Annotated in this window: 17 protein-coding genes and 1 pseudogene; 7 read left to right on the forward strand and 11 right to left on the reverse strand. The window is 72.5% G+C overall.

Going from position 1 to position 16,003, the window contains the following annotated elements; all coding sequences use genetic code 11:
- Positions 1–618: hypothetical protein (locus tag VG869_14720; GenBank protein ID HEV3452437.1), on the reverse strand; the 618-nt coding region annotated here is incomplete at its 3' end.
- Between the two features lie 111 nt (positions 619–729).
- Positions 730–1,437, reverse strand: coding sequence for a hypothetical protein (locus tag VG869_14725; GenBank protein ID HEV3452438.1), 708 nt, complete (start codon positions 1,435–1,437; stop codon positions 730–732).
- 119 nt (positions 1,438–1,556) lie between these two features.
- On the opposite strand from VG869_14725, the gene VG869_14730 reads away from it, so the two are divergent.
- Both VG869_14730 and VG869_14735 read left to right on the forward strand, forming a co-directional pair.
- Positions 1,557–1,682 (forward strand): hypothetical protein, encoded by a 126-nt coding sequence (locus tag VG869_14730; protein ID HEV3452439.1) that lies wholly within the window; start codon positions 1,557–1,559, stop codon positions 1,680–1,682.
- Between the two features lie 15 nt (positions 1,683–1,697).
- Positions 1,698–2,090: pseudogene (locus VG869_14735) on the forward strand (AhpC/TSA family protein).
- A 180-nt stretch (positions 2,091–2,270) separates the two neighbouring features.
- Here VG869_14735 and VG869_14740 read toward each other — a convergent pair.
- The 4 genes from VG869_14740 to VG869_14755 all read right to left on the reverse strand — a co-directional run bounded on the left by VG869_14740 (position 2,271) and on the right by VG869_14755 (position 5,934).
- Positions 2,271–2,879 carry a dienelactone hydrolase family protein gene (locus VG869_14740; GenBank protein HEV3452440.1) on the reverse strand — a complete coding sequence of 203 codons (609 nt, stop codon included), beginning with the start codon at positions 2,877–2,879 and terminating at the stop codon, positions 2,271–2,273.
- Between the two features lie 120 nt (positions 2,880–2,999).
- Positions 3,000–4,022: a polysaccharide deacetylase family protein gene (locus VG869_14745; GenBank protein HEV3452441.1), complete on the reverse strand. Its 1,023-nt coding sequence runs from the start codon at positions 4,020–4,022 to the stop codon at positions 3,000–3,002.
- 242 nt (positions 4,023–4,264) lie between these two features.
- Positions 4,265–4,699, reverse strand: a complete 435-nt coding sequence (locus tag VG869_14750; GenBank protein ID HEV3452442.1) for a nitroreductase/quinone reductase family protein — start codon at positions 4,697–4,699, stop codon at positions 4,265–4,267.
- Positions 4,700–4,722: 23 nt separating this feature from the next.
- A complete protein-coding gene (locus VG869_14755) occupies positions 4,723–5,934 on the reverse strand; it encodes an SGNH/GDSL hydrolase family protein (GenBank protein HEV3452443.1) in 1,212 nt (403 codons plus the stop codon).
- Positions 5,935–6,377: 443 nt separating this feature from the next.
- On the opposite strand from VG869_14755, the gene VG869_14760 reads away from it, so the two are divergent.
- The 3 genes from VG869_14760 (at position 6,378) to VG869_14770 (ending at position 8,251) form a co-directional block, all read left to right on the forward strand.
- Entirely contained in the window at positions 6,378–7,007 is a 630-nt protein-coding gene (locus tag VG869_14760; GenBank protein HEV3452444.1) for a hypothetical protein, read from the forward strand.
- A complete protein-coding gene (locus VG869_14765; GenBank protein HEV3452445.1) occupies positions 7,000–7,137 on the forward strand; it encodes a hypothetical protein in 138 nt (45 codons plus the stop codon). The genes VG869_14760 and VG869_14765 overlap by 8 nt, the downstream gene beginning before the upstream one ends.
- A gap of 130 nt (positions 7,138–7,267) precedes the next feature.
- On the forward strand, positions 7,268–8,251 hold the full coding sequence (locus tag VG869_14770) for a hypothetical protein (protein HEV3452446.1): 984 nt from the start codon (positions 7,268–7,270) through the stop codon (positions 8,249–8,251).
- On the opposite strand, the gene VG869_14775 is transcribed toward VG869_14770, so the two are convergent.
- Positions 8,245–9,303, reverse strand: a complete 1,059-nt coding sequence (locus VG869_14775; GenBank protein HEV3452447.1) for a GNAT family N-acetyltransferase — start codon at positions 9,301–9,303, stop codon at positions 8,245–8,247. The genes VG869_14770 and VG869_14775 overlap by 7 nt on opposite strands.
- 275 nt (positions 9,304–9,578) lie before the next feature.
- Here VG869_14775 and VG869_14780 point away from each other — a divergent pair, with 275 nt between their 5' ends.
- Positions 9,579–11,885 (forward strand): arylsulfatase, encoded by a 2,307-nt coding sequence (locus VG869_14780; protein ID HEV3452448.1) that lies wholly within the window; start codon positions 9,579–9,581, stop codon positions 11,883–11,885.
- Positions 11,886–11,990: 105 nt separating this feature from the next.
- Here the strand turns inward: VG869_14780 and VG869_14785 are convergent, their stop codons facing one another.
- The 3 genes from VG869_14785 to VG869_14795 form a co-directional block, all read right to left on the reverse strand.
- On the reverse strand, positions 11,991–12,311 hold the full coding sequence (locus VG869_14785) for a GYD domain-containing protein (protein ID HEV3452449.1): 321 nt from the start codon (positions 12,309–12,311) through the stop codon (positions 11,991–11,993).
- Between the two features lie 149 nt (positions 12,312–12,460).
- On the reverse strand, positions 12,461–14,275 hold the full coding sequence (locus VG869_14790; GenBank protein HEV3452450.1) for a carboxyl transferase domain-containing protein: 1,815 nt from the start codon (positions 14,273–14,275) through the stop codon (positions 12,461–12,463).
- 68 nt (positions 14,276–14,343) lie between these two features.
- Entirely contained in the window at positions 14,344–14,796 is a 453-nt protein-coding gene (locus tag VG869_14795; protein ID HEV3452451.1) for a hypothetical protein, read from the reverse strand.
- Positions 14,797–14,974: 178 nt separating this feature from the next.
- On the opposite strand from VG869_14795, the gene VG869_14800 reads away from it, so the two are divergent.
- Positions 14,975–15,190 (forward strand): dodecin family protein, encoded by a 216-nt coding sequence (locus VG869_14800; protein HEV3452452.1) that lies wholly within the window; start codon positions 14,975–14,977, stop codon positions 15,188–15,190.
- Positions 15,191–15,274: 84 nt separating this feature from the next.
- On the opposite strand, the gene VG869_14805 is transcribed toward VG869_14800, so the two are convergent.
- On the reverse strand, positions 15,275–16,003 hold a 729-nt coding region (locus VG869_14805; protein HEV3452453.1), incomplete at its 5' end, for an SDR family NAD(P)-dependent oxidoreductase.

A 16,003-nucleotide genomic window follows, 5' to 3' on the forward strand; every position in this document is an offset into this window, starting at 1 on the left:
TTCGGCGGCCGCGGGTGGCTCGGTCATGGCGGCCGGTGGCTCGGGAAGCCGAGCGCGGCGAACGAGGTCGACGGTGAGGACGTCCTCCAGGTGGGCGCGGGCGAGCGATCCGACACGACGGGCGAGGTCGGGCTCGGTCCCGCTGCTGGCGTGGACCTCGACGATCGGGTCCTCCTCGTCGAGGGCCACCCCGAACACGCCGGGGAGGCGCCGCAGCGCGATCTCGAGCTGGTCGATCGCGGCCGCGGGCTCGGGTTCGAGCGCGGCGCACCGAAGCGCCGCCGCGCAGATCCGGTGCACCAGCTCGCGCTCGAGCGCGCTGACCGATGAGGACGGGTCGGTGTGACAGCCCGGCGGTCCGTCGAACCGGTCCTCGTCCTCGGCGGTGAGCGGGCGACGCCCGGCGACGAGGAGCTGTCGACCGAGGGTGGGGTCGTCGACCACGGCGACCGCGTCGCGCAGCTGGCGAGACCGGACGAGCAGGGTCAGGGTCTCGTACGCCAGCGAGAGGCCGGCGTCGGCGTTGGACGCCGCGGCGGCCGGGCCGTTGTCAGCCGGCGTGTCGTACGAACCCGAGAGAATCGAGGTCAGGCTGCGCCCGAGGCCACCCCGCTCCATCACGGAACCTCCGAATCCTCCCCGTCGCCAATCCTACGAACCGTTCTGGGCGTGACCGCGGATAGCGACGTCCGAAATCGGGTCGTGACGCGCGGCGACGCGAGGGCGGGGTCAGACGGAGGTGAGCGAGCGGATCGCGGCGTCGGCGGCGGCCTCGGTCGCCGCCGACATGTCCTGCGCAAGCCGGATGAGCACGTCGGCTTTCCCCGGGTTGGCGTCAAGGTAGCGGGTCAGGGCGTCGGCGTCGGCGGTGCCGTCCGGACGGCTCAGGGCGAAGAGCTCCTCGTCGACGAGGCCCTCTCCGGCGAAGTCGCTGATGCCGCGGAACACCGACCACGGACAGCCGGCGCCCTCGCACACCGCGGCGACGGCGGCGGTCTCCATGTCGACGGCCACGACCCCGTCGGCCAGCATCTCGCCTAGGCGCGCGGGGTCGACGATGAGCTCGTCGCCGCAGCTGATCGTGCCGCGGGGCGGGTGGTCGCCGAGCCGCGAGGGCCGGTATGAGACGCCGGCGACGCGGTCGATCACCGCCTCGGGGACCACCAGATCACCGATCGTGGTGCGCTCGGGATCGAGGCCACCCGCGATGCCGACCACGATGACCCAGTCCACGTCCTCCTCGAGGATGCGCCGGGCCGCCGCCGCCGCGGCGGCCATCCCCATGGTCGTCAGGAGGGCGACGACCTCGACGTCCCCCGCCCGCCCCCGGTAGACGGGACCGTCGGGCTCCAGCCCGAGCCGCCGCACGAGCGGCTGCAGCTCGTGCTCCATCGGCGCGAGGAGCCCGACCCGCTTCCCACCGCTCGGGCCAGCCACCGGACCAGTGTGCCCGAGGTCGAGGTTGTCGCGCCGGGGCCCGACGTCGGCCTCGGCCGCGGCTTCCGGATCGGGCCGCCAGGTGCGACGCTCGGTCAGCCGAGCGGGAGGAGATTGAGATGAGCGTGATGCCCGGTGACGTGAGCCCCAGCGTCGATCTGCCCGACGACGCGGGGCGGCACTGGCGGCTCGCCGACCAGCGGGGCCGGACCGTGGTCCTGATCTTCCACCGTCATCTGGCGTGACTCCCGTGCCACGAGCACGCGGTCGCCGTGAGCGACCACCTCGAGGAGTTCGGCGACGCCTCCGTCGTCCTGATCACCTTTACGGCGTCGCGCAACCTCCGCGGCTTCCGCCGCCAGCTCGGCCTCCGCTACCCCGTGCTCGCCGACGAGACGCGAGCCACGTACCGCGCCTTTGGACTCGAACGGGCGCCGTGGTGGCGCATCTGGGGTCCCCGGACCATCCGCGCCTACGTGCGCCTGATCCGCGCCGGGCGACGCTTGCGGCGACCGACGCAGGACACGCGGCAGCTCGGCGGCGACTTCGTGGTCGACCCCCGGGGCCGCCTCGCGTACGCGTACCGGTCGGCGAGGCCCGATGACCGGCCGCCGGTCGAGGAGCTGATCGACGCGGCCCGCGCCGCACGTTGAACCGGCGCCGTCCGGCTCAGGTCCCCGTAACCGACTCGCCGACGGTGTCGCCGGGGTCGAGCGCGAGGCGGCCCGCAGCGAGCTGCCGGAGGGTGCCGGCGCGGATCTTGGCGTTGGCGGTGAGGGAGAGCTCGTCTTCCCGGAAGAACAGGACCCGACGCTGACGTGCACCGAGACGCGTCAGGCGAGATGCTCGGCGAAGAACACGAGCAGCCGTCGCCACGCGTCGGTCGCGGCCACCTCGTCGTAGCTGCTCGAGCCGTCGCGCATGAAGCCGTGGCCGGCGTGGGGGTAGACGACGACCTGGCCTGGATGGCGGGCCTCGACGGCCGCGATCTCCTCGGCGGGGATGAACTCGTCCTGGCCGCCGAAGAAGCACAGCAGGGGACAGCCGGGTTCACCGAGGATCTTCCCGGTCCGGGCGCCGTAGAACGGCGCCGCGGCCTGGACGTCGACTCCGTGGGTCGCCGCCTCGTAGGCGAGCCGGCCTCCCATGCAGAACCCGGTCACCCCGACCGCCGACGCGCCCTGCCGGCGCAGCTCGTCGGCGCAGGCGCGGATGTCCGCGAGCGCGTCGTCGCGACGCAGCGCCATGAACTGGTCCGGCAGCTTGTCGGGGTCGCTCCCGCCGAGATGGTGGAACAAGTCGGGTGCGACGGCGGCGTAGCCCTCGGCGGCGAGGCGCTCGCACACCCGCAGCAGCTGGGGGCTGATCCCCGCGCCCTCCATCAGGACGACGACGCCAGGCCACGGCGGCGACCCGGCGGGGCGAGCGAGGAAGAACGGCACCGGTGGGCTGGCGGGCAGGCGCCGATCGTATTGGCGACCGCCAGGGACGTGCCGACGACGCGCCCGCACGGCTGGGCCCCCTCACCGCGGGGCGAGGAACGGCGCCGAGCCGCCGCCCGGCTACGACGCCAGCGGCTGGGCGAACGTGTAGCCCTGGGCCCGCAGGGCCGAGATGATCACGGGCAGGGCCGCGACGGTCTCGGATCGGTCGCCGCCGCCGTCGTGCATGAGCACGATCGCGCCTGGGTGCAGCTGCTTGAGGACGCGGCCGACGATGGTGGTGACGCCGGGTCGGGTCCAGTCCTGCGGGTCGACCGACCACTGGAGGATCCGCAGGCCCTGGGCGCGGGCGGCGTCGAGGACCGCCGCCGTCGTGGCCCCGTACGGGGCGCGGAAGAACCCGGGCTTCTCGCCGGTGACGAGCCGGCAGTACTCGACCGGCGCCGCGAGCTGGCCCGCGACCTGCTCGCCGGGGATCCGGTCGAGCGCGGGGTGGGTCTCGGTGTGGTCGCAGAGCACGTGACCGTCGGCCCGGATGGCCTGGAGGAGCTCGGGGTGCAGTCGGGCCCAGTGCCCGATGACGCAGAAGGCGGCTTTGACCCCGCCCTCGCGGAGGATGGCGAGCACGGCCGGCGTGAACCGAGGATCGGGCCCGTCGTCGAACGTCAGTGCGACCACCCTCCCGGGGACGGGTGCGGCGGCCACGGGGCCTCGGAGCACGCCCCGGCGCACGACCTCGCCGCTCCGAAGCCCGATGGCGTCGTCGCCGAGGCCCGGCGTACCGGGGTTCCACAGGTTGTACTCGATCGGCGGCAGCCCGGCGGCGGGAATCGGATCTTCGATCGGTCGCGTTGCTTCGACGGCGTCGACGCCGTCGCGCACGACGAGCTTCGACCCGTCCCGCAGGCGTGAACTCGGTCGGAGCCGGCGCCGGGTCCACCGCACGGTGCCGGGGTGCCAGTGCGGGTCGAGGACGCGCCCGCTGGCGACAGCGAGCAGGCGTCCGTCGCGGGGCCAGGGCGTTCGGGCTCGGGCCAGCGCCTGGCGCGCCGTCGCCGGATCGCCGAGGGCCACCAGGCGGCCGTTGACGCGGACGGTCACGTTGCGCAACGGCGCGCCCGAGGTCGGCAGCGTCGCGACCACCAACGCCAACCCGACGAGCGGCAGCCCCCGGCGCGTTCCGACGCGCCACCGATGCGAACCGCGACGCGACGCGACCTCACGCGCCTTCCGTCCCCGCACCGCGGGAATCATGCCGCGGCGATGCTCGTGCTGTCGAAGCCGCACCGCCGACGAGCACCGAACCGCGGTCGTACCGCCTGTCGCTGAGAGGCGCGGGGTGGTCGCGTGCTGGCGGCGCCGGGGGGACGGCGTCGGCGCCGCTCTCAGCTCGGCTGCACGACCACCAGGGCGATCGGGCGGCTCGTCTTGCGCTGGTACTGCTCGTACCGCCCGCGGTTGCGGTCGTTGACGAGCGTCCAGAGTCGCTGGTAGTCGACGTCGGCCGGCTCGACGACCCGCGCCCGACCGACCAGCTGCCGCCGCCCGACCCGGAGCGCGACCGTCGGGTGGTCGCGGACGTTGTGCAGCCAGCCCGGCGGGCGGTCCGCGCCACCGTTCGACGCGACGAGCACGAGGTCATCGCCGTCGTGGGCGTACACCAGCGCGACCGTGCGCTCCCGTCCGGAGTGGCGCCCGGTCGTCCGCAGCAGCAGCGATGGCACGCCGATCATCCGGTGGCCGACGCGACCGCCGCTGCGTTCGTAGACACCCTGGTGGAACCGGAGGAACGCGCGCTGTGTGGCCTCGAGCAGACCCACGAGGGGAGTGTAGGTGGGCCTCGTCAGAGCCCGTCGAGTGGGACTGCGAACGCGATGGCGGCGTAGCCGTCGTTGTTGAGGTGCAGGTGGTCGCCGCTGTCGAAGCTCGGTCCGATGCGCCGCGGGTCGCTCGGGTCGGCCACCGCGTTCGCGACGTCGATCACCCCGTCGAACGCGCCACCCTTGCGGATCCACGTGTTCACCCGCTGGCGTTCGATCTCCTTGATCGGGGACCAGAGCGCGTAGCCCTCGAACGGCAGAATCGTGCCGCCGATGACGCGTACGCCGGCCTGATGGGCGGCGGCGATGATCCGCCGGTAGCCCGTGATCAGCGCGCTGGCCATCACGGCGCTGCCGTTGTTGAGGTCGTTCACCCCCTCGAGGACGATCACGGTCCGGGCACCGGTCTGGCTGAGGACGTCGCGCTGAAAACGCGAGATGGCGCTCGGGCTCCACGACGTCGCACGGAGGAGCTGGTTCCCGGCGATCCCCGCGTTGACGACGGCCGTGCTGTTTCCGGGCCGTTGGTCGAGGCGCCGAGCGAGGACGTCCGGCCAGCGATCGTTGGCGTCGATGGTCGATCCCGTGCCGCTCGTGAGCGAGTCGCCGAGGGTCACCACCGCGTGGGCCGGTGAGGGGCGGAGGACGTCGACGTCGCTGATCCACGACCACGCCGGAGATGCCGAGAACCCCTTCCCGGTCAGCTGGGAGGTGCGGCTTCCCCAGGCCGCGAAGTTGTGCTGCTGGGGATCCAGGTTCTGCGTGGCGGACGTCGTCCCGGACGGCACCGCGATGCTGATCGCCAGGTCCTCCGGGGGCTTGGTGCCGAGCCGTATCGGGTCGCTCACCACCTCGCCGCCGGCCGGCAGCGTGATGGCGCGCCGACGGTGGAACCTGGCCACCTGCAGGGTGCCGTCGACGATCGCGCCCGACCGCGCCGACACGGCCACGGTCGCGGCCTCGACGGGCAAGGGCTCGACGCCGAACACGTTGGTGATCCGAACCCGGAGCATCGTCCCGCCGACGCTCGGATGGATGACCTCCCGCAGCGTGATCTGCCGCGAGCGGGTCCCGCTCCGCGCGCCCCTCGGGAGCATCAGCGGAAACAGGCCCTCGGGGCTGCCGCTCCACGCCGCGACCCAAACCCCGTCACGTCGGCCCTCGGGCGCCGCGGCCGCCGTCGTGACCGTGGTCACACTCACCACCAGCGCGGCGCCGACCACGGCGAGGACCACGGGGCGGAGCGGCCCCCACCCGCGGCTAGCGATGGCGCGTCGATGCGCGCTCACGAACAGTTCTCGTGCACGTGCCTCTATCCCTGCGCGGGGGAGCCTACCGTGCCGCGCCCAGCCTGGATCGGTGCCCCCCGCTCGATGTCGACGCCTCGTCACCGCGACCTCGACTTCCCCTGATCGGCGCGACCCCGAGCCTCGAACGTCGCGGTCGCGCGTCGGGGCCCGGCGACCCGCTCAGTGCTTCGGCGTCCGGCTCGTCGGGCCTGAGCGCGCCCGGCGTCGAGGCGGGCCCGCCCGGGCCCGGATCCGGTCGCGACGGATCCGGGACGAGACCGATGCCGGGCCGCCGGGGCGTTGGCGCCGCTCGGAGGGCCCGTGCAACTCCTGCCGCCGATTTCGGAATAGGTTCTTGGTACGCCCCGGCGCAGCAGGGGGTTTCGGCCGTGTTCGACCTCGATGCGTTCGTGACCGACTGCCGGTCCGCGCTCGGAGAGGCGACGCCCGCGGTCGCGGTCAAGGAGCTGGTCGAGCGAGCGATCTCCCGGCCGAGCGACCTCGACGACGCGCTGACGCCGCCGACACGCGGCGGCTTCCGCACCCTGCACCGATCGGCGGAGCTCACCGTGCTCCAGTTCGTGTGGCCACCGCACGTGGTGCTGTTCCCCCACGATCATCGGATGTGGGCCGCGAACGGCATCTACGGAGGCGGCGAAGACAACACGTTCTACCGGCGTACCGGCAGCGGGATCGGCGTGTCGGGCGGGCGGCGCCTCGACGCCGGCGACGTCGCCCTGCTCGGCGCCGACGCCATCCACGCCGTGAGCAACCCGTACGGCGGCTACACGGCCGCGATCCACGTCTACGGGGGCGACTACTTCGCGACGCCACGGAGCCAATGGGACGCGGTCTCCTTTGAGGAGCAGCCGTTCAACGTCGAGGATGTGCGGCGGACGCTCGATGAGGCGGACGCGAGGGCGCGCGAGGCGGAGCCAGGCCATCGGTTCGGCCGTGACGCCGCGGCGCCGAGACCAACGGCCGGAGCCGATCCCGAGTCAGGAGCGCCACATGGGTGACAAATCGCCACATCGATCCAGCGACAAGAAGAAGGGGAAATCCCTGCAGGAGAAGCGCGTCGCCAAGCGCCAGAAGCGAGCCGAACGACAAGCCACCGACCAGGCCCGGAACCGAGTCGAAGGGCTGTAGCACCGAGCCTTCGCCGCGTGTGCCAGCCCCCGCGCCGGCGCAGCAACCGTGCGGCGACCGACCGGCGACCGGCGACGCGACTGGTTCCACCGGCGTCGATGCGCGGGGAGCGCCACTATCCTGGCTCGACATGGCCGAATCAGCCCGGTCGACGGTGTCTCGGCTCGGCTCGGGTGCCCTCCTCGCCCTCGAGGACGGCGACGGCGCCGCGCTCACCCGCAGCGTCGTGCTCGGTCGCCACGACCTCGATTCGTCCCCGCTCTTCGACGACGACGGCCTGGTGGCCGTCTTGGATCGGCACCCGCGCGAGCACCTCATGGTCTTCTCGACCGGCGGTGACCCCACTCGACCCTCCGACTGGCAGCTTGTCGACGCCGGCGGCGCGGGCGGATCGGGGCTGCTCGACGCGGTACGGATCGGACGCCTCTGGCTCAACGTCCTCCACGTCGACCGCTACCACCCCGACCTGGCCGAGCTACGCGACCGGATCTTCGCCGAGCTCGGGGACGTGCTCCCCGACCTGCTCGGCGGCACGGCCCGCCTGACCCTGCTGGTGTCATCCCCAGCGGCGATCGTCTACTACCACCTCGACGCCGGGCCGAACCTCCTCCTGCACATCCGAGGGACCAAGAGCATCTGGGTGTACCCGGACCAGGACCGTTCCTTCGCCGACCAATCCGACGTCGAGGACATCTTCGCGGGCATTCGGATCGAGAACCTTCCGTACCACCGATCCTTCGACGCCGCCGCGACCCGGTACGACATCGGGCCGGGCACGCTCATCGCCTGGCCGCAGAACGCGCCCCACCGGGTGGAGAACCACGAGGCGGTCAACGTCTCGCTGGCGGCTGAGTTCGTCACGGGCCGAAGCCGTCGCCGGCAGCGCGTGTGGCTCGCCAACCGGTTCCTATCCCGCTCCTTGCATCTCCCGTGCCGCGCTACGGCGGAGACCGGCGTCGCGCCGGCCTTGAAGACGTTCTCCTACCGGGCGGCCCACAAGCTCCGGCTTGAGCGCACCCGGCCCGAGCACCGTTTCACCGTGCGGCTCGGCCTGGACCCCTCGGCGCCGGGGGCGGTGCGCGAGCTTCCCGAGCCGTTCAGCGCCACCTACTGATCGTCCCCGGGCGCCGTCGGTGGCCGGTTCGGCGTCGACGCGCCAACCGGCGACGACCGCGACGCCGAGCGGAGCCTCGCCCCGAGCCAGGCGAGCGCGCCCAGCGTCAGCCGGCCGACCCGCCCCGCCGACCAGCGAACCCGCAGCACGGGCACGACCGTGTCCGCCCACTGCACCTTTGCCGGATCCTCGCCGACGCAGAGGTCGATGGCGCGATGGCCGAGACGACATGACCGCTCGATCGCTCTCGCCTTGAGCAGGGTTCCCACGTTCCTGGTGTCCGGCTCGCGGCCCGTCTGATACCACGACGAGATTCCCCCGACCTCGAGCGTAAGGAGCGTCGCCACCACCCGCCGGCCGACCACGATCTCCTGGAACGCCACCTCGCCGCGTGCTGCGCCTGCCTCGACGGCGAGACGGAGTCGCTCCAGCTCGGGGAGGACGTGCGAGCCGGTGCCCCACCGCCGTCGGTGCAGCGCCTCAAAGGTCGAGAACGCTCGGTCCGAGTCGGCGTGATCGACGGCGCGGTACTCGTAGCCCGCCTCGGTGAGCCGACGCTCGACACGACGGATCTCCTGGCGGAGCTTCTTCGGCCGAGCGGCAAGGTAGGCGTCGAAGTCGCTCGGAAGGCTCAGCCACGGGGCCCCGTCGAGACGGTCGACGCGGGCGGAGTCGGGCGCGTATCGCAGCAGCGAGCTCTCCGGGCCGACGCCGAAGAAGTCGCCGATCCAAGGGGGTTGGTGCCACGGCTGGCGGTCCAGCAGCCCGCAGATCTCCGCGTCGCGCCCGGGGACGGCCACGACATCGAGGTTGTGGGGGGCGAGCGCCCCCGAACCCGCCAGGCGTTCGCGCCGCACGCCGAGACGGCGGTCAGCCTCGAGCGCGACACCGCCGATCAGGGCGTCGCCCTCCGTGATCAGCGCGTACCTCGCGGTGGCCTGCTCGATGGCGGCGAGCCACCACGAGCGAAGGAAGGGCGAGGGTCGGGGCGCCAGATCGAGCAGCGCGTCCCATTGCGGGGCGTGGTCGCCGAGCGAGCCGACCACGGTCATGGGCACGTCCGTATCATCACACCCGCTTGACAGCGGTCCGAGGTGGGCTCGGAAACGGTCCCCGTCGGAACGACGACGGAGCAACACCGCCCCGGTCGGCCCCCGGTCGGTGGGTGCCAGCAGGGACGCTCCGCCGGTCGGCCGTGACCCGATCGACGCGCGACGACGGCAGCGACGGGCTGTCTCGCGGTCCGCGGGCGCCTCTACGATGCGCGGCCAATCTCGAGCAGCAGCGCCAGGCGCGACGGGCCTGGTCTCGAACGGGAGTTGTGCGCATGCCTCGGCAGGTGGAGTTCGGCGGAAGGATCGGGCGCGACTGGCGCGACTCGGAGCCGTGGTGGGCGCCCGAGCCCGCTCCGCCGGCGGGGGCACCGAACGTGATCCTGCTCGTGCTCGACGACGTGGGGTTCGCGCAGCTCGGCTGCTACGGCTCCGACGTGGCCACACCCACGATCGACGGCGTGGCCGCCCGCGGGGTCCGGCTGGCGAACTTCCACACGACCGCGCTGTGCTCTCCCACGCGGGCTTGTCTGCTCACGGGTCGCAACCAGCACCGCAACGGCATGGGACGGGTGGCGGACCTCGCGATGGGGTTCCCCGGCTACTGCGGGACACCACCCAAGGAGAACGGGTACCTCTCGGAGATCCTCCGAGCGAGGGGATACGCCACCTACGCGGTGGGGAAGTGGCACCTGACCCCGGACGACGAGACCCACATGGCGGCGCCGCGGTGGACGTGGCCGCTCGGTCGGGGCTTCGACCGTTGGTACGGGTTCCACGGCGGGGAGACGCACCAGTTCGTGCCCGCGCTGTACCACGACAACCACTCGGTGCGCCCGCCGAGGACGATCGACGAGGGGTATCACCTCAGCGCCGACCTCGCCGACCGCGCCATCGAGTTCCTGGGCGATCTCCGGGCGGTCGACGCCGACCAGCGGTTCTTCCTCTACCTCTGCACTGGCGCCTGCCACTCGCCCCACCACGCGCCGCCCGAGTGGATCGACCGGTACCGCGGGGCGTTCGACGAGGGGTGGGACGTCTGGCGCGAGCGCACCTTCGCCCGGCAGCTGGCGATGGGCCTGCTCCCGCCGGGGACGCGACTCTCGCCGCGCCCGTCGTGGGTTCCCGCCTGGACCGACCTCGACGAGGAGGACCGAGCGCTCTCGGCGCGGTTCATGGAGTGCTTCGCGGGCTTCCTCTCCTACACCGACGCGCAGATCGGGCGGCTCCTCGCCTTTCTCGAGGACATCGGCGACCTCGACGACACGCTCGTGGTGCTCGTCTCGGACAACGGGGCCAGCGCCGAGGGTGGCCGCCACGGATCGATCAACGACGTCCGCCTCTACAACTTCGATCCCGCCCCGCCGGCCGAGATGCGGGCGCGCATCGGCGAGATCGGTGGACCATCCACCCACAACAACTACCCGTGGGGCTGGACGATGGCGGGGAACACACCCTTCAAGCGGTGGAAGCGGGAGGTCCACGAGGGTGGCGTCGCCGACCCTTGCATCGTGTCGTGGCCCGGCCGGCTGGCCGGCTCCGTCGGCGGCGTGCGCCGCCAGTTCGCGCACGCCATCGACGTCCTGCCGACCGTGCTCGAGCTCGTGGGCGTCGACGCGCCCGCCGAGGTGGACCACGTCTCGCAGGCATCCATCGACGGGGTGAGCTTCGCCTACGTCCTCGACGATGACGCCGGCGCGGCACCCGAGCGACACACCACCCAGTACTTCGAGATGTTCGGATCGCGCGCCATCTACCACGACGGGTGGAAGGCGGTGACCTTCCACCCAATCGGCCCGATGTACGACGACGGGCTCAACCCGAACGCGCCGTTCGACGACGACGTGTGGGAGCTGTACCACGTGGCGGAGGACCTCTCCGAGACCGAGGACCTGGCGAGCCGGAGCCCCGAGCGGGTGGCGGAGCTCGTCGCCCGGTGGTGGGAGGAAGCCGAGCGCAATCAGGTGCTGCCGCTCGACAACCGAGTGCTGTGGACGCTCGCGTACCCGAAGCCGTCGCGCCGGCGGCCACGGGACCGCTTCCGCTACTTCCAGGGCGGCTCGCAGGTCCCCGAGCACGTCGCGGTGAACGTCAGGAACCGCTCCCACGCCCTCCGCGTCGAGGTGGACGTGCCCGACGGGACCGTCCCGGCGGGCGTGCTGCTCGCGCTGGGGTGCGTGCTCGGCGGCTGGTCGCTCCACGTGCTCCGGGGCCGCCTCCGGTACGTGCACAACCTGTACGGCAAGGAGCGTCACTCGATCGAGACCGACGCCGTGCTCGAGCCGGGTCGCCACACCGTCGAGCTGACCTTCGAGAAGGACGACCGCCATGGTGGACACGCCGTCTTGCGCTGTGACGGGACCCCGGTGGCCGACGGACCGATCGCACGCTTCACGCCCGCCGGGTTCAACGGCGTCGGCGCCGGGCTGACTTGCGGCTACGAGTGGGGTCCGGCCGTCGGCGACGGCTACACCGCGCCCTTCCGGTTCAACGGCAAGATCCTGCGAGCCGAGGTCGTGGCCACCGGCCCGGTGACGCGGGACCCGGTGGTCGAGCTCGCGGCCATCCTCGCCGAGCAGTAGACCCGCCAGCGCCAGCCCCGGCCGTCCAACTCCCGCTCCGGCGCGGTCGGATCCGGGCGCGCGCGGCGGCGGCGCTCGCTGCCGGTCGCGCCGGCCCGCTGGCGATCAGCCCCCTGGGGGTCGGTAGTCGACGGAGGTCTTGACCGCCTCGTCGATCTCCTCCGGGGTGAGGAGCACCGTGGTCTTCAGCTGCGTGCGACCCTGGGCGTTGACGGTCAGGCCCACGGCGGCGGCCGACCGCTGGTCGGGCAGGTCAGCGACCACGATGACGTCATCCGAGCCGAACGCGAAGTAGAAGGCCTCGAGGCGACCCCCCAGACCCTGCACGAGGCGCTCGATCGCCGCTCGCCGTCCCGTCCCGCCGTCCTTCAGGACGCCTTGGACCCCTTCGCTCGTGTACGAGGCCTGCCACAGGAACTTGGGCATTCCGACACCTCCGCTCGCTGAGGTCACGGACTGTAACGACGTGCATCCGCTCGGGCCACCCCTCGGCCTGCCCGCGGCGGGCGTGTCGCGCGCGTCCGTCCCGGAGCGGGCCCAACGAGCCACGGCGAGACGACTCGTGGCGGTCGTCATCACCACGTGTCGATGCAGGGGCGCTTCTTGTGGTCGCGAGGCGCCGGGCGCCAGCTGGCGAACGCCGACGCGATCCAGCGACGCGAATCGGCGGGATCGATGACGTCGTCGAGCTCGAAGTAGCTGGCGGCGTTGAGGGCGCGACCGTTCGCGTAGGCGTGCTCGACCATCTCGGTGAAGCGGCGCTCACGCTCACCGGCGTCGTCGATCGCCTCCAGCTCGCGCCGGAAACCCAGCCGGACGGCGCCCTCGAGGCCCATCCCGCCGACCTCGGCGCCGGGCCAGGCGACGCAGAAGGCCGGTGCCTTGAAGCTGCCGCCGGCCATCGCCTGCGCGCCGAGCCCGTAGCCCTTTCGCAGCACGATCGTCCCGAACGGCACCGACAGATTGGCGCCGACGACGAACATGCGGGAGACGTGGCGGACCTGGGCCGCGGCCTCGATCTCCGGCCCCACCATGAACCCGGGTGTGTCGCAGAGGAACACCATCGGGAGGTCGAAGGCGTCGCACAGCTGCATGAACCGCGCCGCCTTGTCCGCGCCGTCGGCGTCGATCGCGCCCCCGAGGTGGGTCGGGTCGTTGCTGATGATCCCGAGCGGTCGGCCCTCCACGCGCGCGAGCACCGTCACGATTCCCCGCCCGAAGCCGCGCCGGAGCTCGAGGGTGGACTCGGTGTCGGCCAGCGCCTTGATCACGGCCCGGACGTCGTAGGCCCGCAGCCGGTTCTCCGGGACCAAGGAGCGGAGGATCGTCGGGTCGCCCGCAGTCCATGGGTGGGCGGGTCCCCGGAAGTACGACAGGTAGCGCTTGGCGACCGCGACGGCTTCCGCTTCGTCGGCGACCGGCACGTCGACCACCCCGTTCTCCACCTGGACCGGGAGGGGACCGATCGCCTCCGGCTCGAACACGCCGAGGCCGCCGCCCTCGATCATCGCCGGACCACCCATCCCGATGTTCGAGCCTGTCGTCGCGATGATCACGTCACAGCACCCCAACAGGGCCGCGTTGCCCGCGAAGCAACGGCCGGCGACGATCCCGACGAGCGGAACCAGACCGGAGAGACCCGCGAACAACGAGAACGCCAGGCAGTCGAGCCCGGAGACGCCGGGCGCGTCACTGTCGCCAGGACGGCCGCCACCTCCCTCCGCGAAGAGCACGAGTGGCCACCGCTGGCGCTCGGCGAGCTCGAAGAGGCGGTCCTTCTTCCGGTGGTTCTGATACCCCTGGGTTCCGGCCAACACGGTGTAGTCGTACGACAGGACGACAGCCGGCTGCCCCTCGATCGCGCCGACGCCGCCGACGAGCCCGTCGGCGGGGGTGGTCCGCATGAGGTCCTCGTCGGGGCGACGACGGCGCTGAGCCGCCACGACCAGAGGCCCGTACTCGACGAAGGTGCCCGGGTCGCAGAGATCGTCGACGTTCTCTCGGGCCGTGCGCCGACCCGCCTCATGCCGCCGGGCGACCGCGGTCGAGCGGGCCGCGTCGAGCCCGAGCTCGTGCCGGGCTCGGACCGCTGCCAACGCCGCCGACTCGACCGGCGCCCCGGACTCGGCATCGCCGGTGGGCGGGCGGCCCGGTTCCAGTCCACCGATCGGCTCCACGAGCGCCAGCTCGTCGCCGAGCGCCACCGTCTGACCGACGACCGCGGCCAGACGGCGGACCACACCGTCGATCTCGGCCACCACGACGTGCTCGAGCTTCATCGACTCAATGACGACGAGCTCCTGGCCCGCCCGCACCGGACCACCGAGCTGGACCGCGACGGACACGACCGTCCCTTGTAGCGGCGCGACCACGACCCCGTCGCCGTCCATACCCGGTTTCTAGTCCCCCGGCGACGACCGAGCCCGCGGCGCCCCAGTTCGACCGCGACGCGCCGGCATCAGGACCCCGCCGCGAGCTGGAGGGCGAGGAGCGACGCGATGCTCGTGATGCAGAGGACGTGATCGCGGCAGATCGAGCGCGCGAGCCGGCTGCGTTCTGACCGACCGTCCGCCTCCGTGCCGAGTCGCACCGCGCTCGGGACCGTGTGCACGGCGGCCACGACGATCGGCGCGCTGGCGAGGCCGAGCGACGTGGCCGCAACCCACGTCGGCGCGTCACCGTCGGCGAGCTGGACCGCGATGGCGCCGACGGTGAGCACCATCACACTGGCGACGAGACGGTTCATCGGTCTCGCGTCCGTCGTGACGCGTCGGTAGTAGGCGGCGATCGAGGCCAACGCCGCGTCGGGAACTTCACCGTCGCGACGGCCGCGGACCTGGACGTCGAACATCAGGTCGAACCACAGCACGGCAAGGAGGAACCCCGCTCCGGCCGCCACGAAGGGGCTCACGGGGCCGAGTATGGCAGCGGCGCCCCGCACCGGCGATGGGTCTCGGAACGCGACGTGTGCTGGAGCAAAGCGGGAGCGCCGCCGACACGCAGCGCTTCGGGGCGTCGACAGCTACTTGACTCGGTGCGCTCCGAGCCGGATCGTGTCCGCGAGACCCACGTGACCAGAGGGGGACGTCATGGCCGAGAGCGTGTACAAAGTCATCGAGCTCGTGGGGACCAGCAGCGACTCGTGGGAGAAGGCGGCCGCGGCCGCAGTGTCCCAAGCGGGACGGTCACTGCGCGACCTGCGCGTCGCCGAGGTCTCGGAGCTCGACCTCACGATCGAGGACGGCGAGGTCGCGAGCTATCGAGCCAAGCTCAAGGTCTCGTTCAAGTACGAGGGCGGCGACTAGGTCGCAACGCGGCCCGGCCGAGCCATCGAGCCGTCGGCCCGCGCCGCGCTCCGATCGGTTCACTGACTCGGACGCCGGCCGTCGTCAGATCAGGGTCAGGCCCCCGTCCACGGCGAGCACTTGCCCGGTGACGTAGCTGGCGTCGTCGGACAGGAGGAACAGCGTGGCGGCGGCGACCTCCCACGCCGTTCCCTGGCGACCGAGCGGCACCGGGGTCTGCTCGCGGGCTGGACGCCCCCGCGACGCCCACCGTCCGAGGGGGGTGTCGATCAGGCCCGGCGCCACGACGTTGGCCCGGACGCCCTGACGCGCCCCCTCCAGCGCGACGTGGCGACAGAGACCGAGCAGCCCGGCCTTCGAAGCGTCGTAGGCGGGCAGCTGGCTTCCCGGCTGCAAGCCGGCGACGGAGCCGATGAAGACGATCGCGGCTCCCTCGGCGAGGCCCGGCAGTGCCGCCCGGGCGATGAGAAAGTGGGCCCGGAGGTTGACGGCGAGGGTCTCGTCCCAGTCCTGGGCGCTCGTCCGGGCCATGCGACCGCCACGTCCGATCCCGACGTTCAGCACGATCCCGTCCAGGTCGCCGGCGTCGGCGATGAGTCCCGAGCAGCCCGCTTCGGACGCCACGTCGGCGACGATCACGCTCGCGACTCCGCCCTCACGCTCGATCCAGGCCGCCGTGGCCTCGGCCGACCCGCGGTCACGATCGGCGCAGACGACGACGGCGCCCTCCCGACCGGCGGCGACGGCGATCGCCCGGCCGTTCCCGACCGGCGGGTCCGGCTCGTCGGACGGCTGGGTCCCGGCTCCCACGAC

Source organism: Acidimicrobiia bacterium (assembly GCA_035948415.1).
Classification (GTDB): domain Bacteria; phylum Actinomycetota; class Acidimicrobiia; order IMCC26256; family PALSA-555; genus PALSA-555.